This window comes from Streptomyces callyspongiae (assembly GCF_047200695.1).
Taxonomy (GTDB): Bacteria; Actinomycetota; Actinomycetes; order Streptomycetales; family Streptomycetaceae; genus Streptomyces.
Genome location: NZ_JBJZOM010000003.1, coordinates 279625 through 299677, shown reverse-complemented (window position 1 = coordinate 299677; position 20053 = coordinate 279625). Strand labels below are relative to the sequence as shown.

The window sequence follows — 20053 nt, the reverse complement described above, 5'->3', positions numbered from 1 at the left end:
GCGGGACGGGGGCAGCGTCTACAGGGCACGTGTTCGGGAGCTCGGGGAGAATGTGTCGAGGACCATCTCGTGCTCCATTTTGGAGGCGTCGCCCTTCATCGGGGTGGTCGCTCCGGAGCGGACGAATCCGTATCGCCGATAGGCACCTTCCGCCCGCGCGTTGTCCTCGTGCACGGACAGACGCACCCGTGCGACGTCCGTCACGGACCGGGCCCACGCGAGAGCCGCGTCGAAAAGCGCGTCGATCAGGCCGCTTCCGCGGTGTTCGGGGCGTACGAAGACCCCGACGATGTGGGCCTGGCGCTGCGCGACCCTGCCGCCGAACACGTCCTCGCTGCCGGGGTCCTCGATCAGTACGGTTACCGTGCCCGTCAGGGACCCGTCCCGGCCCTCGGCCACGAACTGACGCACCCGCGTCCCTGCGGCCGCTCCGCGTGCCCGCTCCTGCCAGAAGGAGTCCGGCTCCGAGGCAGCCTGTTCGTAGGTCTCCAGGAAGGCGATCGGAGCAGAGGATTCCTGCAACGCTGCCAGCCGTAATTCCTTCAGCTCCGGCCACTCCTCGGCACGTGTCGAACGGATGGCGTGGCACGGGATGCGGGTCATGCCGGCGCAGCGTAGAAGGGATCGCATCCCGAGCACCACCGGATTCCCCGCCGTGCCGCTGCCGGGTGGCGGAGTGGGCCGTCGGCTTCCGCAGCCTCGGGGAAGCGGCGGAAGCCGACGCTGCGGCGAGCGACGGGGTGGATGGCTTCCCGTCAGGCGCCCGGCTGCTGCATGCGCGTGGCGTGGCGTGGGCCTCGGGCAAGGGTGTATCCGGCGATGCCTGCGAGTGCGGCGAGCACACCGGCTGCAACGGTCCAGATCCAGCGATCGGACCACCAGCCGGAGGACCAGGTGTCCTCCGGACTCTCGGCGGCGGCAGTGCGCGTGGGTGACGGGGTCTGCTCGTCCGAGGAGGAGGGATCTGTGGTGCGGGGCGTCAGGGGGGCGGCCAACGAGCCGTCCACGGCCTGGGCGCCGCCGGTGTCCACCGAGGTGGCCTCGACGGCGGCCTGTACGGGGAGCCCGAGGTCCTGTTCCGGCAGGTCGACGACCGTCAACCGGACGTAGTAGGTGCCGGGCAGCGGGTCGTTGGCCCAGGGTTCCGCCCAGGCCCGCACAGTGCGCAGAGTGCAGGAGAGTTCCACGGATCGGGTGTCCGTGGCTGCCCTTCTGGTCTGTGCGCCGTACATGCAGGCCTGGCGACGGCGCAGTCCGTCGTAGACGTCGAGCCGCCAGGCGGAGGCCCCGTGCCGGGTCGCGGAGTCGGGCAGTGTGACCGTGGCGTTCACGGTGGCTCGTTGCGCGGCGTCGGCGGGGAACGACCAGTAGAGATAGTCGCCGGTGGAGGCATGGGCCAGGGCGCGCTGGTCCTGCGGGATCGCCGTGGCGGTGCGGAAGGTCGTGCCGGCCTCGGTCGGGGTGGCGTCGTCGGAAGCGGTGGGGCTCGGGGACGCGGTGTCGGCAGCGGCCGTTCCTGCTGCGCCGAACAGGGCGCTGCCGGCCATCATGGCGCCGATCAGTATGCGTGCGGTCCGCATCAGTGGGTCCTCCTCACGGTGATGCGCCAGCGTGAGAGCCAGCCCGTCAGGAGGCCTGCTGCCAGGCCGGTGAGGGGCAGGAGTACGAGCAGCCACCAGCCGCGGCCGAGGCCGAAGGCGGCGACGTCGGTGGCCTCGTCGGGGGCTCCCACGAGATGGATGCTGAGTTCGACCGGCAGTCCGGGGTCGGTCTTCACCGTGTCGGGCGCGGAGAAGGAGTTGCTGAGTTGCAGGCAGACCGTCTCTGCCTCCGTCTCGTCCGTGTCGTCCACCGGCGCCTTGGGGTAGCGCAGGCCGGTGGAGATCATGTCGGTGCGTCCGTCGCCTGCTTCGGAGCCTCGGACGATCTCGCGGCCGTGTGTGGTCACGGCTCGCAGCAGCACGCCGTAGTCGTTGTCGACGGCGCGGTCCGCGGCGATGCTCGCGGAGGCACGCAGCTCCTGCCCCGGCAGGACATCCACCCGGTACCAGCGGTGCTCGGCGAACTCCTCACGGTCGGTGTAGAGGCCGGGCTGGAGCTGGGGGGCGTCGGTGCAGCGGTGGGTGCCTTCGGTTTTCTCGGGCAGGACGACGGGCTCTGCGGCACGGTCGACGAGCTGTTTGATGCGTCCTGACAGTTCATCGGTGTGCTGTACGGCCGTGTAGGTGCCGCCGGTGGCTTCGGCGATGCAGCTCAGCTGGCGGCGGATCTTGGCGTCGGGCACCAGGCCGAGTGTGTCGACGACCAGATGGATACCGCGTGCGGCGATCCGGCGTGCCACCTCGCAGGGGTCCGGAGGCGAGCAGGTGTCTTCGCCGTCGGAGATCAGGACGATGCGGCGGGTGGCTTTGCCGCCCTCGAGGTCGTCGGCTGCTTCGAGGAGGGCCGGGCCGATGGGTGTCCAGCCGGTGGGGGCCAGGGTGGCCACGGCTGTCTTCGCTTCGGTGCGGTCGAGCGGGCCGACCGGGTAGAGCTGCTTGGTGTCCTTGCAGCCGAGTTGCTTGTCCTTGCCGGGGTAGGTGGCACCGAGGGTGCGTATGCCGAGCTGCACGTCGTCCGGCACTGCGTCCAGTACCTCGTTGAAAGCCTGCTTGGCCGCGGCCATCCGGGACCGCCCGTCGATGTCACGGGTGCGCATGGAGCCGCTGGCGTCGAGCACGAGCTCGACCTTGGGGGATTCCTGCGGTGCCGTCTCATCGGCCGCGGCGCCGGCCGGAGTGAATCCGGCGAGCAGAGCTGCCAGCAGACCGCACGTGACGGCCGCCAGCCCAGGTCTTGTGATCATCGTCTGACCTTAATGACAAACCGTCACCTGGCCAAAAGACGAGGATGCGCGCCGAAGTGGTGTTGTGGAGCGGCGTCTTCCACCGGCAGGAATCAGAAGAAGTGGCGGCGTCCGCCGACCTTGCGACCGGTGGAGCCGAGGAGCCAGAGGACAACGCCGACCACGAGGAGCACGCTGCCGACGGTCGTCAGCACGGATACGCCGAGCAGGAGGCCCAGGAGAAGCAGAACGGCACCAAGAATGATCATGGGTTTCCCTACGCCGGATTCGGAAGTGTGCGGACGCGGTGCAGGCGCTACCTCGTCGTGGCCCGACATGTGCCCTCCTGCGTTCGTTCCATGCATGCAGAGCACGAGGGCGGAGGCGGACGGGAAGCCTGCCCGTCGGGGGCCGGCCCCGGGTCACCTGGCGGACGTGAAGTCCTCCATGGTGTGGCACTCCGTGTAGCCACCCGGATGCTCCCGGTCCGGGTAGGCGATGCGCACGGGGCGACCGGCTTCGGCTCCCGAAGTGACGTATGAGATCTCCACAGAGCCGGGCCCCCCGCCCTCACGGACCGAAAGAGCGTCGCCGTACATCTCTCCGACGGTCGGAGCCCCCTCGGCCCAGGACACGTTGCGCGCTGCCTCAGGTGTTCACCCTTGCTTCGAAAGCCGTGTTCGCCTCCCCGAAGACTGTCGCGACCGGAAGGAGAGGTGGGACCCACGCCGGTCCCGGAGTCGTGGACAATCGGAGGTCGAAGTCCCGGAGCCGGGAGGTGGCGAACGAGCGGAGGGTGGGGCGATGGTGACCACCGTCGAGGACTACGTGGCGGGGCATTGCCTGGAGTTCGTGGGTGCCGCTCCGGTTGCTCCGGAGGGGCAAGCCGTCGAACATCTCGCCTGGTGCGGCGACTGGAACACGCCCCGGGGCGGTCGGCCGGGGAGGCGGTTCATGGCGCTGCTTCCCGCGGCGGACGCTCCCGAGGATCTGAACGCCCCGCTGCGGAGCCTGCGGCGCCAGGGCGCGGTGGCCATCGCCCTCGTCGGCCCCCGCGGAACGTTGGATCGGGATGCGCTGGGAACGGCTGCCCGAGCAGCGGGTCTGGTCGTGCTGGCAGCACCCGAGTCGCTGTCACCGGTGGACACCATGGGGCTGTTGATGGGACGCCAGAACGCTGTGCACCGGCAGCACCACGAGACGGCGCGTGAGATGTTCCGGCTGACCGACCGTGCCTACCGGCGCGGCGAGGGACCGCGCCGGCTGCTCGACCACGTGGCACGTCGGACCGGTGCGCGCATCGACGTGCTCACCCGCGGCGATCGCCTGTGGGCAGAGTTGGGTGACCACGAACCGCTGCTGGCCCAGCTTGCAGAGGGCTCGATAGCAAGCACATCGTTCGTTGTTCCCCACCCTCCTACCGCGGCCGACGCCGTCGCGGCATCGGAGACAGGTGAGTGGCACGTGTCGCTCCACGCGCTGCAGGGGATCAGGCCGCACCCGGTCATGGTGGCCCGTACTCCGGGTCGTTTCACCTCCCGGACCGCGGAGGTGCTGTCCCAGGCGGCAGTCCAGGCCGGCATGCTGCGCGATGCGTGGCGGCGGGCGGAACTGTCCGCCTCGGCGGCCGCCACCCGGACCGCGGTCCTGCAGTATCTGCTCATGGGCGAGACGGTCACCGCGACACGCGTCTCCGAGCGACTCGCCCCGGGAGTGCTCACTGCGGACACCGGCCGCGTGGCGATTCTCGAGTGCGGACCGGGTGAGGATCGCAGTGCCGTGTCGGAGGACTGCCTCGCCACGCTCTCCCCCGCGCTTGTCGCACCGTGCCCCGCCTACGACCGGCACCTGATCCTGGCACTGCCCGGAGGGGAGCACGCCGGACCGGAACGTCCGGCACTGCGGCAACTGGTGAGCGAGGGGCGGGCGATCGGTGTGAGCCCCCCGTGCCCGTGGTCCCGTACCGTACTGGCGTACCAGGCCGCGTTCCACGCGCTCAGTGCCGCCCGTGGCAGCGAAGCCGGGGTCGCGATCGGCCGGGGCGAGCCTCTCGCCGCACTCCTGCCCCCTGCGGCCCGCGCGTGGGGGAGGGAGATGCAGCGGCGCCTGGAAACCCTGCCGGCGCAACACCGGGAGATCACCGTGCACACTGCGCGGATCGCTCTCGCCCACGGCGACGCGAAGGCCGCGAAACTCCTCGGCGTGCCGCGCACCACCGCCGGGGGACGCCTCGACGGTCTCATGGCGGCGCTGGGCCTGCGTCGCGGCAGCCTGATCCACCGCGCGGTCGCGGACCTGGCGCTGCAGCTCGCCTCGCTCCACGAGGACGACGCGTCTCCTCCGGACGGCGGAGATACGGCGGAACTGGCCCCACTGCTCACGGAAAGCTCCGCAGCCCGCGCCTGGGCGGAGGAGTTCCTCGCCCCGTTGACGGATCACCAGCTGGACGCCCTGACGGCATGGCTGGCCGCGGACGGTCATGCTCTGGCAGCGGCCGACCGGCTGTCCATCGGCCGCAACAGCGTGGCCAGAAGGCTGAGCGAGGCGTCCGTACTGCTGGCGCGCGAGCTGCGCGGTCCGGGCGAGGGGCCGCACGACCCGCTGTGGGCGCTGATGCTGACCGGCAGGCTGAGCACCGACCTGCTGCCCCGAGAAGTGCCTGCCTGACAGGAGTGATTCCGGGACCACGAGCGGAGCTGCATCACGCCGGGGACGGAGCCGTCGAATGCACCAGGCGTGCGTCGTATGCACCACGGAACGGAGCAGGCACTGCCGTTAGGTTGGGTGACGCGCTGCCCGGCACGGGATTCGCGCCAGGGGGTGGGCCGGCGCTGCACGGGGGTGAACAGCCCGGCTCGGGGGGACCGGGGTGGAGTCCGCGCACGTGGACTCCACCCCGGCGGCACGTCTCCCGCAGCCACACTTCCGGATCGGCGTGGAGAGGACCACGGGGCCTCCGCGGAACCGGCGGGCGATGCCTGGACGTCTCCGTTGCCCCGAAAGAATCCGGAGGAGTCTGCGCCCGCCACGCGCTAGCTGTACTCGCGGCGAGGCAACGCCCGACGACAGCACGCTCACCGGCGCGGACATCGCCAGCAGCGCTGCACGGTGAGCGATTCCGCAGCACTCCCCCGGCGGTGCGGTGCGCCACGGGCCGCCCCTCCGGGTGGCACGGACCGCACGGCTGACCGCAGAGCAGTTCGACGGGGTCCCAGTGGCCCCTGCCGAATGTGCCGGGGACTACCTGCCCCGCATACCCACTCGGGACGAGCTCCCGCCGGAGATCGCCGAAGCCACTCCGGAACGCCTGGCACGGTCCCCTCGTCGGTGCGGGTACGCACCTGCTCGTGGTGTGGGCCCGCGGCACCGACGTCCTCGGTCCGGACGGGGGCTGCACCGGCTCGACGCGCGCCGGTGACTGCCGGCACCCCGGGAACTCGCAGCACACACGCTTTGCGACATTACGGACAAATATGGATAGTCTTGTCGCCATGCTGGGGCTCCCTGACCACGTGCACGCCTGCCTCTTCGACCTCGACGGGGTCCTGACCCGGACGGCCTCCCTGCACGCCGCCGCCTGGAAGCGCACCTTCGACGAGTTCCTCGCGCGCCGCGCAGAAGAGCTCGGCGTCCCGTTCGTGCCGTTCGACCGCGTCCACGACTACGACGAGTACGTCGACGGCAGGCCGCGTGACGACGGCATTCGCACGTTCCTCGCCGCCCGCGGCATCGAGGTGCCCGAGGGGGCCGGACAGGATCCGCCCGGCGCCGACACCGTGCGCGGTCTGGGCGCACGCAAGAACCGTCTACTGCTGGCCGGAATCCGCGACGAGGGCGTCGAGACCTTCGGGAGCAGCATCCGCTACGTGCGCGCGGTGAAGGAGGCGGGCTTGCCGCGCGCCGTGGTCTCCTCGAGCACGAACTGCCGCGAGGTGCTCGTCTCCGCCGGTATCGAGGCTCTGTTCGACGTCCGAATCGATGGTCGGACGGCGCAGGCACGGAAGTTGCGCGGGAAACCGGCGCCCGACGGCTACCTGGCGGGGGCGGCGGCCCTGCGGACGGAGCCGGGGCGCGCGGCGGTCTTCGAGGACGCGCTGGCGGGCGTCGAGGCGGGCCGGGCGGGCGGCTTCGGGTGGGTGGTGGGTGTGGACCGGGTGGGACAGGGCGAAGCGTTGCGGGAGCACGGTGCCGACATCGTGGTGCAGGACCTGGGCGACCTGTGGAGGCAGTCGTGATCGAGCACCGTTCCTACACCGTGGAACCGTGGTGCCTGCGGGAGTCGGATCTCAGCCTGGATGTTCTCGCCCAGAGCGAGTCGCTGTTCGCCCTGGCCAACGGGCATGTCGGGTGGCGGGGGAACCTGGACGAGGGTGAGCCGCACGGTCTGCCCGGCTCGTACCTCAACGGGGTGTACGAGGTGAAGCCGCTCCCGTACGCGGAGGCGGGCTACGGCTACCCGGAGTCCGGCCAGACGATGGTCAACACGATCAACGGGAAGATCGTGCGGTTGCTGGTCGACGACGAGCCGTACGACCTGCGGTACGGCGAACTGGTCGGGCACGAGCGGGTTCTGGACTTCCGCGCCGGCACGCTGCACCGGACCGCGGAGTGGTGCTCGCCGACGGGGCGCCGGGTTCGCATCACCTCCACGCGGCTCGTCTCCTTCACGCAGCGTGCCGTGGCGGCGGTGCGCTACGAGGTGGAGCCGTTGGACGAGCCGGTGTCGCTGGCGGTCCAGTCCGAACTGGTGGCGAACGAGCAGCTGCCGGCGACGGACGGCGATCCGCGGGCGGCGTCCGTGATGGAGCGGCCACTGGAACCGGAACGGCACTTCGCCCAGGACACGCGGTTGCGGCTGGTGCACCGGACCCGTCGCAGCGGGCTGCGGGTCGCGGCCGCGGCGGGGCACGTTGTGGAGGGGCCGGAGGGCACGCGCTGGTCGGCGGAGAGCGAGGAGGATCTGAGCCGACTGACCGTCACCGGCACGGTGGAGCCGGGGCAGTGCCTGCGGGTGCTGAAGTTCGTGGCGCACGGCTGGTCGGGGCAGCGGTCTCTTCCTGCGGTGCAGGATCAGGTGGAGGCGGCCCTGGCGGCGGCGCGGGACACCGGCTGGGAGGGTCTGCTGAGGCAGCAGCGGGCTTTCCTGGACGACTTCTGGTCGAGCGCGGACATCGAGGTGGACGGTGATCCGAAAATCCAGCAGGCGGTGCGGTTCGCGCTGTTCCACGTGCTGCAGGCCGCCGCGCGGGGCGAGGAGCGGGCGATCCCGGCGAAGGGCCTGACCGGCACGGGGTACGACGGGCACTCGTTCTGGGACATCGAGTCGTTCGTGCTGCCCGTGCTGACGTACACAGCGCCCAGGTGTGTCGCGCCCGTGCTGCGGTGGCGCCATGCCGTGCTGCCGGCGGCGCGGGAGCGGGCGCATCAGTTGGGGCTTCGGGGAGCGGCGTTCCCGTGGCGGACCATCACCGGGGAGGAGTGTTCGGCGTACTGGCCGGCGGGGACTGCCGCGTTCCACGTGAACGCCGATATCGCGGACGCGGTGCTGCGCTACGTCGACGCCACCGGGGATTCCGCGTTCGAGGAGGGTCCCGGACTGGACCTGCTGGTGCACACGGCGCGGCTGTGGCGTTCGCTGGGGCACCACGACACCGAGGGCGCGTTCCACATCGACGGGGTGACCGGCCCGGACGAGTACAGCGCGGTGGCGCGCGACAACCTGTACACGAATCTGATGGCGCAGCAGAATCTGCGCGCCGCGGCGGACGCCGCCGTGCGCCACATGCAGCGGGCGCGGGACATGGGGGTGGACGACGAGGAGGCCGCTTCGTGGCGCAGCGCGGCGGCGGAGATGTCGTGTCCGTACAACGAGGCCCTGGGGGTGCACGAGCAGTCGGCCGGTTTCACCAGGTTGCAGCACTGGGACTTCGAGGGGACGGGGCCCGGGGAGTATCCGCTGATGCTGCACTTCCCGTACTTCGATCTGTACCGCAAGCAGGTCGTCAAGCAGGCGGACATGGTGCTGGCCATGCAGGTGCGGGGTGATGTCTTCACCGCGGAGGAGAAGGCGCGGAACTTCGCCTACTACGAGCCGCTGACGGTCCGGGACTCGTCGTTGTCCGCCTGCTCGCAGGCGGTGATGGCCGCCGAGACGGGTCACCTGGCGCTGGCCTACGAGTATCTGACGGAGGCGGCGTTGATGGACCTGGAGAACCTGGAGCACAACACGCGCGACGGGGTGCACATCGCCTCGCTGGCCGGAACGTGGATCGCTCTGGTGGCCGGTTTCGGAGGGATGCGCCGCGAGGGCCGGAGCCACGGGTTCGCGCCGCGTCTTCCGGAGCCGTTGGACCGGCTGGCCTTCACGGTGCGGATCCGGGGGCGGCGGCTGCGTGTCGAGGTGGATGCCTCGACCGCCCGCTACACCCTGCTGGAGGGGGATCGGTTCGAGGTCCGTCATCACGGCGAGCCGGTGGTTCTGGAACCGGGAGCGACCGTGGAGCGGCCGGTGCCTCCGGTGCAGGCGGGCGCGGAGCCGCGTCAGCCGAAGGGGCGGAGGCCGGCGGTGCGGTTCACTGCGGCGGGGTGACGGCCGGCAGGCGGGGTGTGGGCCGCGGGAGGGGCGGGGTGGGCGTGTCGGCGCGCGAGGCACCGCCACACGATCAGAAAGCGACATAATGAGGCAATTCCACTCATTGCCTCACGGGGGTGCGCCATGACGTCCCAGACCGTCGCCGTTGCCGGGCCGGACAACCCGCTGCAGCCGGAGTTCTGGCGACAACCGGGCGCGGCGCAACGGGAGGCGTTCGCGCGGCTGCGGCGGACGGACGGACCGGTGCTCCTGGAGGAGACGGCGCGGGGACGCACCTTCGGGCTGGTGCGGCATCGGGACGTGTCCGCGGCGAGCCGGCGGCCTGAGGTCTTCCGCAATGCTCCGGGCGCCACGACTCCGCCTCCCGCGCGGTGGGTGCGCACGGTGTTCGGGCCGTCGATGGTGAACCTCGACGGTCCGGAGCACGCACGGCTGCGCGGGGTGGTGGCGCGCGCCTTCACGCCGCGCATCCTGGCGCGGGCGGAGGAGGACATCCTGCGGACCGCGGAGCGCATCGTGGAGCGGATCCCGGACTGTGGCCCGGTCGACTTCGTGGAGGCCGTGGCGGCCCCCATGCCGTTCGAGGTGCTGTGCAGGATGATGGGCATCCCGGACGAGGAGCGCGACAGGATCCGGTCGCTCATCGATCGGGCGTCCGAGCACACCGGGCTGGACCGGACCCTGGCCCGTCGGCTCCGCAGCCCCGGGAGCGGGCTGCGGGCGCTGGCGCGGATGCACCGCATCGTGGCCCGTGTCGGCCGCCTGCGGCAGGCGTGCCCGGGCGACGATCTGATCACCCGGCTCGTCTCGCCGGACCGGGACGGGAACCACCTGACGGGCAGGGAGCTCGGAGCCTTCTTCTCCCTGTTGCTGGTGGCCGGCGTGGAGACGACGCGGAACGCGCTGGCACACGGACTGCACCTGCTGAGCACGCACCCCGAGCAGCGCGAACTGGTGGCATCGGATCCCGACAGGTTCCTGGATCCGGCGGTGGAGGAGATCGTGCGGCACAGCACGCCGATCCACCAGTTCCGGCGGACGGTGGCACGCGAGCACGCCGGGGGCGAGGGGCACGCGCTCGCTCCCGGTGACACAGTGATCCTCTTCTACGGCTCCGCGAATCGCGACGCCTCGGTGTTCCCGGAACCGGAGGCCTTCGACGTGACACGGAGTCCGAATCCGCATCTGGGCTTCGGGGGCGGCGGGCCGCACTACTGCCTGGGAGCCCATCTGGCGCGGCAGGAGATCCGTGCGGTCCTGCACGCCCTGTTCACCCGGTATCCGGAAGCGCACGCGACGGAGCCGCCGGAGGTCCCTCCGACGAGCTTCGACCACCGCGTGTCGCGGCTTCCTTTTCGTACGACGGTTCCGCGAGGGACCATGCCGGTATGAGCAATACGGAAGAAGACGGTCCGCAGGCACAGCGGACGGGCATCCCGCGGGACCTCCCCGATCAGGAGGCCCGCGAGCCGGCCCGGCGGAACAGCGACCGCGAGAGGCCGGAGCAGCGGCGCGCCGGAGCAGCCCCGGAGGAGGACGTGACGGATGCGCCGGAGCCCGAGGAACCCACCGACTGATCCGGCGGGCTGCACGGCAATCGGCGCCGCCGCATTCCGCTAGGGTGTACGTCACCCGAATATGGATGTTTGTCCTGTTTGTCGGACCGGAAGCGAGGCGAGCGGAGTGGCGGCTGCGAAACGTCCGGTCTTCGGGGCGCCCTGCTGGGTGAGTCTGGCCACCGGGGACATGGCGGAGGCGCAGGGGTTCTACGGTCCGACGCTCGGCTGGACGTTCCGGCCCGGCCGGCTCGGGGAGGACTTCTGCGTGGCGATGGCCGCCGGAGTACCCGTGGCGGGGATCGGGGCGGTCAGCCGACAGCTGGGCGTCGCCGTGGCCTGGACGCCGTTCTTCGGAGTCGACAGCGCCGACACGGCCGCCGCCCGCATCCGGGAGAGGGGGGCGACGCTCGCGGTCGGACCACTCGCGCTGGGTGACGGCCGTGCCGCGCTGGCGGCGGATCCGAGCGGCGCCACCTTCGGGCTCTGGGAGGGGGCGGTCCATTCCAGCTGGCACGTCATGCACGGCAGCCTTCCGGCGCGGCTGGAGCTGCGCACCCGCGACGCCTTCGCGGCCGCGATGTTCTACGGCGAAGTACTGGAATGGGCCTCGGAGCGTCCCGGCGGGTGCGAGGTGGACTATCGCAACGACGCGGTCACGGTGGAGTACGGACCGAACATCGTGGCGACGATCCGGGGCGGGGGGGTCGAATCGGCTCCCGACCCCCGTGTCAGGCCGCGCTGGCACGTGTCGTTCTACGTCGACGACGTCGACGAGGCCATGAGGAACGGCGTCGAGGCGGGCGGAAGCGTCGCGGCGCCGGTCGAGGACGCGCCCGCGGGGCGCAGCGCCATGATGCGCGACCGTCAGGGCGGCCTGTTCACCCTCACGGAACGCAAGTGAGGCGGCGGCCGCGCGCGCTCATTCCTCCTGCGGTCCGTACCAGACGGTGGTGATGTTGCAGAACTCGCGCAGGCCGTACCCGCCCAGCTCCCTGCCGTATCCGGAGTGCTTCACGCCGCCGAACGGCAGTGCCGGGTGGGACGCGGTCATGCCGTTGAGGAACACCCCGCCGGCCTCGAGGTCGCGTACACAGTGTTCCTGTTCCACGGGGTCGCGGGTCCAGACGTCGGCGCCGAGACCGAACGGCGTGTCGTTGGCGAGGGCGACGGCCTCTTCCAGGTCCGCCACCCGGTAGAGGGCCGCGACGGGGCCGAAGGCCTCTTCACGGTGCAGCCGCATCCGGGGCGTGATGTCTGCGAGGACGGTGGGCTGGAAGAACCAGCCGTCGCGGCGTCCCTCGGGGCGTGCCCCGCCGAGCAGTACCGCGGCGCCCTGCTGCCGGGCGTCCTCGACGAGCTCCTCCAGGTCGTTCCTGACCTGTTCGGTGGCGAGCGGGCCGATGTCGGTGTTCTCGTCCATCGGGTCACCCACCGTGAGTGCTGCCATGCCGCGCAGGAAGCGGTGGACGAAGTCGTCGTAGACGTCCTCGTGGACGATGAAGCGCTTGGCGGCTATGCAGGACTGGCCGTTGTTCTGCGTGCGTGCCGTGACCGCGGTGCGGGCGGCCCTGCCCAGGTCGGCGGAGGGCATGACCAGATACGGGTCGCTTCCGCCGAGCTCGAGAACGGTCTTCTTGATCACATCGCCGGCGATGGAGGCGACGGAGCGGCCTGCCGGCTCGCTTCCGGTGAGGGTGGCGGCAGCCACGCGGGGGTCGCGCAGCAGGGCGGCGACGTCCCCGGACCTGACGAGGAGGGTCTGGAAGCAGCCCGTGGGAAAGCCGGCGCGGTGGAAGAGATCCTCCAGGTACAGGGCCGTCTGCGGCACGTTGGACGCGTGCTTGAGCAGGCAGACGTTGCCTGCGGTCAGCGCGGGGGCGGCGAAGCGGACGACCTGCCACAGGGGGAAGTTCCAGGGCATGACGGCGAGCACAGGTCCCAGCGGTCGGCAGCGGACGGCGACGCGGACGGCCCCGGAGTCGGCGACGTCGTCAGGGGCCGGGTGTTCGTCTGCGAGCAGCCGTGGGGCGTGGTCGGCGTACCACCGCAGGGCCTTGACGCATTTGGCTGTCTCGGCACGTGCGGCGGTGAGCGGTTTGCCCATTTCGCGGGTCATGGTGCGGGCGGCGGCGTCGGCCTCCAGCTCCAGCAGTTCGGCCGCGGCACGCAGCAGTTCCTGGCGCCGCGCGGCGGGCAGGGTGCGGTAGTGCCGGAAGGCGTCGTGCGCGGCCGCGAGACGCCGATCGGTCTCGTCCTGCCCCAGCGGGTCGAAGGTTTTGAGGGTCTGTCCCGTGGTCGGGTCGACGGTGGCGATGGGTGGCACGGCCGGTTCCTCCTCGGTGCCGTGCGGGTGCGGGCCGGCGCCCGGGTTCCCCGCGGCCCGCGCGTCAACCGCAGTGGCGAGCCGGTGGCCGCAGGCGGCCTCGACCACGGCGGGGATGCCTTCGGCCGCAGGCCCGGAGCAGGGTCTCCGGCCCTGGTGAGCCGTGTGCGCCGGGGCTGCCGCGCTCCGCGCGGAACAGATCCGGCGCCTCGGCGAGGCGGTGCTGTTCGGCGGCTTCACGGGTGGTGCGCGAGGTGTCCAGGAGGACGGAGGCCCAGGGGATCGGGGCGGTGCAGCAGGGGCGCGAGGAAGCGGGTTTCCATGGTGTGTCTCCCGCGGTGCGACGAGGGTGGGGCCTGCACCGCGTCACCTGCTGTGCAGGTGACGCAGGAGCCTCGCCAGGGGCCAGGTGTTGACGATGTCGTCGGCGGTGAGCCATCCCCGCTGGGCTGTGCCCACGCCGAAACGCCTGTTGTCGAGGTCGGGCACGGAGTGGGCGTCGGTGTCGACGGCGAACTTCACGCCGTGGCGCCTCGCCCGGAGGATGTTCTCGTCCCCGAGGTCCAGGCGGTGGGGGTGGGCGTTGATCTCGAGGATGGTCCCGGTGCGCGCGCAGGCGGCGAAGACGGCGTCCAGGTCGGCGTCGAGGGGGCCGCGTTTGCCGAGAATGCGGGTCGTGGGGTGGCCGAGGATATGGATGTGGGGGTTCTCGCAGGCGGTGACGAGGCGCCGGGTGGCGGCTTCGGGGCCCTGCTGGAAATGGGAGTGGACGGAGGCGACGCAGACGTCGAATCCTCGGAGGAAGTCCGGGGGCCAGTCGACACCGCCGTCGGGGCCGATGTTGAGTTCGGTGCCGTGAAGGAGGCGCATGCCTCGGTGCCCGTCCAGTTCCCGGAGCCGGTCGCGCTGGGCGAGCGCCTTCTCGTCCGTCATGCCCTGCATGACGAGGTCGGGCGCGTGGTCGGTGACGGCGTAGTACTCGAGGCCGACTCGGGCGGCGGCGTCCACCATGTCCTCCAGTGGAGCGAGCCCGTCGGTGAGGTCGGTGTGGGTGTGGAGGTCTCCCCGAAGGTCCGCGGAGGTGACGAGCGCGGGGAGCTCTCCGGCCAGTGCCGCCTCGATCTCGCCGCGGTCCTCGCGCAGTGGCGGCGGTATCCACGGAAGGTCGAGCCGTGCGTAGACCTCCTCCTCGGTGCGCGCGGCGGTTCTGCGGCCGCTCCCGGTGCGGAACAGTCCGTACTCGGAGAGCTTCAGGCCACGGCGGTGTGCGCGGTCCCGGATGCGGATGTTGTGGGCCCGGGAACCGGTGAAGTAGATCAGTGCGGCGCCCCAGGATCCGGGAGGGACGACGCGCAGGTCGATCTGTACGCCGTCGACGGTCCGGACGGAGGTCTTCGTGGTGCCGTGGGCGATGACGTCTGCGACGTAGGGCAGACCGGTGAGCGCGTCCATGAAGGGCGCGGAGCGTCGTGAGGCGACGAGGACGTCGATGTCGCCGACGGACTCGCGCATGCGGCGCAGGGAGCCCGCCCAGGTGCAGCGGGCGCACCCGGGGAGGGCGCTGAGCTCCTCGACGACGGCTTCGGCGGTGTCGGTGGCCTCTCCCAGGCCGATACGGCCCGTGGCCGCCTGGAGGATGTCGATGCCGTGGAGGATGTTCTGCTCCGTCCTGACGCCGAACCCCTTGAGGTCGCGCAGCCGCCCGGCTTCGATCGCCTCTCTCAGTTCCGGTACGGAGGAGACGCCGAGCGTTTCGTAGAGCGTGAGGGCCTTCTTCGGGCCGAGGGCCGGTACGGACATGAGGCGGCGCACGCCGTCGGGGATCTGTCCGCGGGCCTTCTCGAGTTCGGGCATGGTGCCGGTCGCCAGACACGTCTCGATCTTGTCGGCGATGGAGCGGCCGACGTTCGGGATCTCGCGGAGGGCAGTGGCGTCGAGGGTGGAGAGATCGGCGGGGTGGCCCGAGACGGAGCGTGCGGCCTTCTCGTAGGCGCGTGCCTTGAACGCGTCTCCGCCGGTGATCCGGACGAGCTCGGCGTATTCCTGGAGCAGTGCCGCGACGTCCTTGTTCGGTCGGGCCACACGGCCAGTCTAGGAGCGCGGGCTGCCTCCCGCGGGTCGTCCGGGCCCCGGACACGGCGGGGCGCGGCGGTGCGGTGACGGACTGCCCGCGGGGCTCAGGGGTGGCGGGAGCGTGCGATGAGCTCGACGACGGTGTCGTCGGACGTCTGGGAGAAATCGCGGTACCACTCCCCCACGGCGAAGAACGTGTCGGGCACGGAGAGGCAGACGACCTCGTCGACGACGCGTTCCAGGTGGGCGACGGCGTCGGCGGGTGCCACGGGGACGGCGAGCACGACCCGTGCGGCGCCGTGAGCCGCGACGACGCGGCAGGCGGCGGTGGCGGTGGCTCCGGTGGCGATACCGTCGTCGACGACGACGGCGGTGCGCCCGGCGAGGGGCGCGGGGGGCCTGTCGCCGCGGAAGCGCTCCGCCTGGCGGGTGAGTTCGGCGCGGGCTGCCCGCTCGGTCTCCTCCAGGTCTGCGGGGGAGGCGTGGGAGGCGGCCAGCACGTCCTCGTTGACGACCCGCACCCCGTCCTCGCCGACGGCGCCGTAGGCCACTTCGGGGTGGGACGGGACGCCGAGCTTGCGGACGAGGACGACATCGAGCGGGCAGTCCAGCGCACGGGCGACCGGGTGGGCGACCGGCACCCCGCCGCGCGGGAGGGCCAGCACCACGGGCCGTGCGTGGCGGAGATGGTGCAGGCGTTCGGCGAGGAGCCGGCCGGCCTCGGCACGGTCGGTGAAGAGCATGGTGCGCCGCCTTCCTGCCCGCCGCTCGACGTGATCGTGCGGGCGGCACGGGCATGCCGTGTCGGGTCGGCCCGATGCCGCTGTCAGTCCGGGAGAGCTGCCCGTATCCGGGAGGCCACGTCGTCGGCCTCCGCCTGGTCCGCGTACCGGGTACGGGGCCAGAAGAAACCCCGCAGACCGTCCTTCCGGTTCCGCGGCACGACATGGACGTGGAAGTGGGGCACGGACTGGCTGACGCGGTTGTTGGCCCCGACGAAGGTGCCTGCCGCGCCCATGGCCCGTTCGACGGCGCCGACGGTCCGCCGGACCCGGGCGAACAGGGGGCCGACCTCGTCCTCGGTGAGGTCGGTGAGGGTCTCGGCGTGCCGGACGGGCACCACGAGGACGTGGCCGTGGAAGAGGGGCCGGGTGTCCAGGAACGCGACGGCCGTCCCGTCCTCGAAGACGCGGTGTGCGGGTGCGGCGCCGCTCACCACGCGGCAGAAGGCGCAGTCGGAGCGGCCGGTGACCGGCTCGTAGGACCGTGAATCACCCATTCGCGGCTTTCCTCCTTATAATACTTTCTGTGATTGTGGAACAGCTCATGGTGAACGTCCCCTACATCAGGAGTGTCCATGATCCTGTCCATCTCCGGCGTGGTGCTGCTGGGAGTCATCGTCTTCCTGCTGTTCAAGAAGGACGGCATGAAGCTCTCCCATTTCGCGGTGTGCGCCCTGTTCGGCTTCTACCTGGCGGGCACGGCGATCGCGCCGGGCATCAAGGCGGGCGGGGCCAGCCTCGCGAGTCTGATCGGAGGCATCCAGCTCTGACGACGCCGACGACGGAGCACGGTCCGGAGAGGAGCACGGTGTGAGTCTGCGGTCCATGCCACCCTTCGCGGGACTGTCCGGCCTCGGTGGAGGCACGAGGGAGGCGGTGCGGCGCAGCCGTGCGGCCGTGAGCGCGGGCGCGGACACGGCGGCGGACGTCCTGCATCCACTGACCGTGGTCGTACGGGGCCTGCGCCGCCTGGCGGTCTCCGCACGCGACTGGTGGAGGTCGGCACCGCAGGAGCAGCGGGGCCCCGTCGCCGGCCTGCTGGTGCTGGGGGCCGCGTGTCTGCCGCTGACGCCCTACGGTCCGGGCGCGGCCCTCGTCGCCCTGCTGGCCGCGGCGGCCTGGCGCGGACGCGGCGAGGACCGGGTGCCGGAAGAGACGGAGATCGGCCCGGGGCCGGAGGAACTCGCGCGGCTGCAGGCCCTGTACGAGGCGCTGGTGCCGTACTTCGCGCCGCCCGAGGCCGCGGCTGCCTCGGCGCTGTACACCCATGACGGAGAGTGGGAGCGCTGTTTCGAGGAGTACGCCTTCTCGGCCGAGGGCCGGATCGCACGTCTGCTGCTCCGCTACCCGGCCTGGTTCCCCGACGGCGAGGACGAGCAGCGGGTGCGGGTGGAGCGGCTGCTGGCAGTCAAGGCGGGCAGGGGACGCGAGTACCGGTTCGAGTGGGACGAGGAACGCAACATGCTCGAGGTGTCGGTGCTGCCGCATCTGTCGCTGGACATCGTCGCGCAGCCGTTCGTCACCGCGCCGGGCGAGACCGTCCTGGGGTTCACCGACCCCGGGGCGGTGGACCGGACCATGCCGGTCTCGGAGGGGTGGGCGTCCCGCGATGTCCCGCCCGTGCTGTGGCGCACCGGCACACGCTCGACCGAGCCGCACCTGCTGGCACTGGGCAACCCTGGGTCCGGGGTGACGACGCTGCTGCGGTCCCTGGCCGTGCAGGCCCTGCGCCACGGTGACGTGCTGGTGGTGGACGGCGGCGGCGGGGACGAGTTCACCTTCCTCTCGGGGCGTCCGGGTGTCCTGGCCGTGGAGTCGGGCGCCGCGGGGGCGCCGGCCGCGCTGGAGTGGGCCGTGCACGAGACGGAACGCCGGCTGCTGGCCGTGCACCGGGCACGCCAGGAGGGCGTACCGGCTCCTTCCGATGTACGGCGGCCGCTGTGGGTCGTCGTGGACCGCCCCGCGCTGCTCGGGCATCTGGCCCGTGCCGAAGGCCGCCGCGACCCTCAGGAGTTGCTGGAGGTGCCGCTGCGGCACGGCCGGGCCGCGCACGTGACGGTGGCGGTGGGCGAGCAGTTCGAGGGGGCACAGGAGCTGGCGCAGTCGGTGCGGGCCTGCACGCGTGCGCGGGTGGTGCTCGGGGCCGGGTCGGCCGAACAGGTACGGGCGGTGCTCGGTGAATCACCGCGGTCGGCCCCCGCACCGCAGCCTCCGCCGGGCCGGGGGTACGCCCGTCTCGGCGGCGGACCGGTACTGCGGCTGCAGGTGCCCGCAACGCCCGACCCGTACGACGAGTCGACGAGCGAGGCGCACCGTCAGGCCGTACTGGGGCTCCTGCCGCTGCGCCGGACGAACGGCGAGGTCGCTCAGGCGACGTAGCTGCGCGGGGTGGGGCTGCCGGACGCGGCTCCGGAGCGCACCTGTTCCGCTGCCGCGGCGAGGCGGGCGACGGCTTCCGAGGCGAGGGGGTCGGCGAGGGTGAAGGGGACGCGCACATAGGCTTCGAACGCCCCGTCGACCCCGAACCGGGTGCCGGCGGGCACGCGCACGCCGAGCCGCTCGCCGGCCTCGGCGATGCGGGATCCCGACAGGCCACCGGTGCGCGCCCACAGCGTCAGGCCGCCGCGGGGAACCCGGAACTCCCAATCGGGCAGCCGGTGGCGCAGGGCTTCCACGACGGCGTCGCGGTTCTCACGGGCGCGGGTCCGGTGCAGGTCGAGAGCCCGGTGCCAGTCCGTGTCGAGGAGGTGCGCCACGGCGAGCTGTTCGAGGACGGGACTGCCGAGATCGGCGTAGGCGCGGGCTGCGGTCAGCCGGCGGACCACCTCCGGAGCGGCGCGGACCCACCCGATGCGCAGCCCGGCCCAGACGGTCTTGCTGACGGAGCCGACGGTGACGACGGTGGAGCCTCCGGGATCGAAGGCCGCCATCGGACGCGGGACCTCGGTGTCCTCGTCGAGGACGAGTCCGGTCATGGTCTCGTCCGCGACGAGGACCGTGCCGGCGGCACGGGCTGCGGCGACAAGCTGCCGCCGCTCGTCCTCGCCGGCGAGGACACCGGTGGGGTTGTGGAAGTCGGGGATGACGTACGCCATGCGGGGTGCCGAGTCGCGCAGCAGCTGCCGCCAGGCGGCCAGGTCCCAGCCGCCCGCGTCGTCGTCCATGGCCACGGGCATCAGGCGGGCACCGGACTCGCGGAGCAGCTGGAGGATGTTGGCGTAGGAGGGGTGTTCGACGGCGACGCGTTCGCCTCGCGGGAGGAATAGTCGCGACAGCGCGGAAACCGCTCCCATGGCGCCCGTCGCGATCATGATCTGTTCGGGCATGGTGGGGATGCCGCGCGCGGTGTAGTGGCGTGCCACCGCTTCCCGGAGGACGGGGAGACCGGCGGGGTAGTCGCCGTGGGTGTGGGTGTAGGGCGGCAGGTCGCCGAGGGCGTGTTGGAAGGCGCGGGTCAGGTGGGGCTCGGGTGCGGGCAGTGCGGCGCATCCCAGGTCGATCATCGTGTCGGCGGCTTCGGGCGGCAGTGGCTCCAGGCCGCCGGTGGGCAGCGGGCTGCCGTCGGGCAGCGCCGTCCAACTGCCGGCGCCGCGGCGGGATGCCAGATAGCCGTCGGTGCGGAGCGTCTCGTAGGCGGTGGCGACGGTGGTGCGGGAGACCTGGAGCGCGGCCGCGAGTTCGCGCTCGGCCGGCAGGCGGGCGCCCACGGGGACGCGCCCTTCGAGGACCAGGAGCCGGATGCTGTCGGAGAGCCTGCGGTAGGCGGGACCGTGCACGGACTCCGCGCCGGTGCCGGCGGCGGGTGCGGGCGCGAGCAGGCGGGCCAGTTGGGCCGCGCCGACAGTCGATGTCCATGGCGCCACGGAAACCAGTCCACCTTCTTCGCATTGGCCCTGCACT

General features: G+C 71.8%; 16 protein-coding genes and 1 pseudogene. 8 read left to right on the top strand and 9 right to left on the bottom strand.

Translation table 11 applies throughout. The features are described from left to right. Positions 1-18: 18 nt before the first annotated feature. The 4 genes from ACL06G_RS04365 to ACL06G_RS04350 all read right to left on the bottom strand — a co-directional run bounded on the left by ACL06G_RS04365 (position 19) and on the right by ACL06G_RS04350 (position 3093). Positions 19-603, bottom strand: coding sequence for a GNAT family N-acetyltransferase (locus tag ACL06G_RS04365; protein ID WP_412835438.1), 585 nt, complete (start codon positions 601-603; stop codon positions 19-21). Positions 604-755: 152 nt separating this feature from the next. Continuing rightward, the gene (locus ACL06G_RS04360; RefSeq protein WP_412784387.1) at positions 756-1580 is read right to left on the bottom strand and encodes a hypothetical protein; all 825 of its coding nucleotides are present in this window, start codon (positions 1578-1580) and stop codon (positions 756-758) included. Then, on the bottom strand, positions 1580-2845 hold the full coding sequence (locus ACL06G_RS04355; protein WP_412784386.1) for a VWA domain-containing protein: 1266 nt from the start codon (positions 2843-2845) through the stop codon (positions 1580-1582). Before ACL06G_RS04355 ends, ACL06G_RS04360 begins: the two co-directional genes overlap by 1 nt. Positions 2846-2937: 92 nt before the next feature. Beyond that, positions 2938-3093 carry a DUF6131 family protein gene (locus ACL06G_RS04350; protein ID WP_412784385.1) on the bottom strand — a complete coding sequence of 52 codons (156 nt, stop codon included), beginning with the start codon at positions 3091-3093 and terminating at the stop codon, positions 2938-2940. A 535-nt stretch (positions 3094-3628) separates the two neighbouring features. Between ACL06G_RS04350 and ACL06G_RS04345 the strand changes: the two genes are divergently transcribed. From ACL06G_RS04345 to ACL06G_RS04320, 6 genes are all read left to right on the top strand, one after another. After that, the gene (locus tag ACL06G_RS04345) at positions 3629-5491 is read left to right on the top strand and encodes a hypothetical protein (RefSeq protein WP_412784384.1); all 1863 of its coding nucleotides are present in this window, start codon (positions 3629-3631) and stop codon (positions 5489-5491) included. A gap of 824 nt (positions 5492-6315) precedes the next feature. Further along, a complete protein-coding gene (locus tag ACL06G_RS04340) occupies positions 6316-7059 on the top strand; it encodes an HAD family hydrolase (protein ID WP_412835437.1) in 744 nt (247 codons plus the stop codon). Further along, complete coding sequence (locus tag ACL06G_RS04335; RefSeq protein ID WP_412784382.1) at positions 7056-9413, top strand: glycoside hydrolase family 65 protein; 2358 nt, start codon at positions 7056-7058, stop codon at positions 9411-9413. The genes ACL06G_RS04340 and ACL06G_RS04335 overlap by 4 nt, the downstream gene beginning before the upstream one ends. 126 nt (positions 9414-9539) lie before the next feature. Further along, entirely contained in the window at positions 9540-10808 is a 1269-nt protein-coding gene (locus ACL06G_RS04330; protein WP_412835436.1) for a cytochrome P450, read from the top strand. Then, on the top strand, positions 10805-10993 hold the full coding sequence (locus ACL06G_RS04325; RefSeq protein ID WP_412784380.1) for a hypothetical protein: 189 nt from the start codon (positions 10805-10807) through the stop codon (positions 10991-10993). The genes ACL06G_RS04330 and ACL06G_RS04325 overlap by 4 nt, the downstream gene beginning before the upstream one ends. Before the next feature lie 106 nt (positions 10994-11099). Continuing rightward, positions 11100-11876 (top strand): VOC family protein, encoded by a 777-nt coding sequence (locus ACL06G_RS04320; RefSeq protein WP_412784379.1) that lies wholly within the window; start codon positions 11100-11102, stop codon positions 11874-11876. An 18-nt stretch (positions 11877-11894) separates the two neighbouring features. Here ACL06G_RS04320 and ACL06G_RS04315 read toward each other — a convergent pair whose 3' ends face one another. The 4 genes and pseudogenes from ACL06G_RS04315 to ACL06G_RS04300 form a co-directional block, all read right to left on the bottom strand. Next, on the bottom strand, positions 11895-13298 hold the full coding sequence (locus ACL06G_RS04315; protein WP_412784378.1) for an NADP-dependent succinic semialdehyde dehydrogenase: 1404 nt from the start codon (positions 13296-13298) through the stop codon (positions 11895-11897). Positions 13299-13664: 366 nt separating this feature from the next. Then, the gene (gene polX / locus ACL06G_RS04310; protein WP_412835435.1) at positions 13665-15380 is read right to left on the bottom strand and encodes a DNA polymerase/3'-5' exonuclease PolX; all 1716 of its coding nucleotides are present in this window, start codon (positions 15378-15380) and stop codon (positions 13665-13667) included. A gap of 107 nt (positions 15381-15487) precedes the next feature. Further along, positions 15488-16114: pseudogene (locus ACL06G_RS04305) on the bottom strand (phosphoribosyltransferase); the annotation flags it as partial. An 83-nt stretch (positions 16115-16197) separates the two neighbouring features. Next, positions 16198-16650 (bottom strand): HIT family protein, encoded by a 453-nt coding sequence (locus ACL06G_RS04300; protein WP_412784376.1) that lies wholly within the window; start codon positions 16648-16650, stop codon positions 16198-16200. A gap of 78 nt (positions 16651-16728) precedes the next feature. On the opposite strand from ACL06G_RS04300, the gene ACL06G_RS04295 reads away from it, so the two are divergent. Then, the gene (locus ACL06G_RS04295; protein ID WP_412784375.1) at positions 16729-16923 is read left to right on the top strand and encodes a hypothetical protein; all 195 of its coding nucleotides are present in this window, start codon (positions 16729-16731) and stop codon (positions 16921-16923) included. Between the two features lie 55 nt (positions 16924-16978). Then, a complete protein-coding gene (locus ACL06G_RS04290; RefSeq protein ID WP_412835434.1) occupies positions 16979-18532 on the top strand; it encodes a hypothetical protein in 1554 nt (517 codons plus the stop codon). On the opposite strand, the gene yczR is transcribed toward ACL06G_RS04290, so the two are convergent. After that, positions 18520-20016, bottom strand: a complete 1497-nt coding sequence (gene yczR / locus ACL06G_RS04285; protein ID WP_412784374.1) for a MocR-like transcription factor YczR — start codon at positions 20014-20016, stop codon at positions 18520-18522. The two genes, ACL06G_RS04290 and yczR, sit on opposite strands and share 13 nt — an antisense overlap. Between the last annotated feature and the right edge of the window lie 37 nt (positions 20017-20053).

Coding starts and splice junctions, on each gene's coding strand:
- ACL06G_RS04330 (WP_412835436.1), top strand. CDS start 9,540: ATGACGTCCCAGACCGTCGCCGTTGCCGGGCCGGACAACCCGCTGCAG.
- ACL06G_RS04350 (WP_412784385.1), bottom strand. CDS start 3,093: ATGATCATTCTTGGTGCCGTTCTGCTTCTCCTGGGCCTCCTGCTCGGC.
- ACL06G_RS04325 (WP_412784380.1), top strand. CDS start 10,805: ATGAGCAATACGGAAGAAGACGGTCCGCAGGCACAGCGGACGGGCATC.
- ACL06G_RS04300 (WP_412784376.1), bottom strand. CDS start 16,650: ATGGGTGATTCACGGTCCTACGAGCCGGTCACCGGCCGCTCCGACTGC.
- ACL06G_RS04295 (WP_412784375.1), top strand. CDS start 16,729: ATGATCCTGTCCATCTCCGGCGTGGTGCTGCTGGGAGTCATCGTCTTC.
- ACL06G_RS04360 (WP_412784387.1), bottom strand. CDS start 1,580: ATGCGGACCGCACGCATACTGATCGGCGCCATGATGGCCGGCAGCGCC.
- ACL06G_RS04355 (WP_412784386.1), bottom strand. CDS start 2,845: ATGATCACAAGACCTGGGCTGGCGGCCGTCACGTGCGGTCTGCTGGCA.
- ACL06G_RS04340 (WP_412835437.1), top strand. CDS start 6,316: ATGCTGGGGCTCCCTGACCACGTGCACGCCTGCCTCTTCGACCTCGAC.
- ACL06G_RS04345 (WP_412784384.1), top strand. CDS start 3,629: ATGGTGACCACCGTCGAGGACTACGTGGCGGGGCATTGCCTGGAGTTC.
- ACL06G_RS04365 (WP_412835438.1), bottom strand. CDS start 603: ATGACCCGCATCCCGTGCCACGCCATCCGTTCGACACGTGCCGAGGAG.
- ACL06G_RS04290 (WP_412835434.1), top strand. CDS start 16,979: ATGCCACCCTTCGCGGGACTGTCCGGCCTCGGTGGAGGCACGAGGGAG.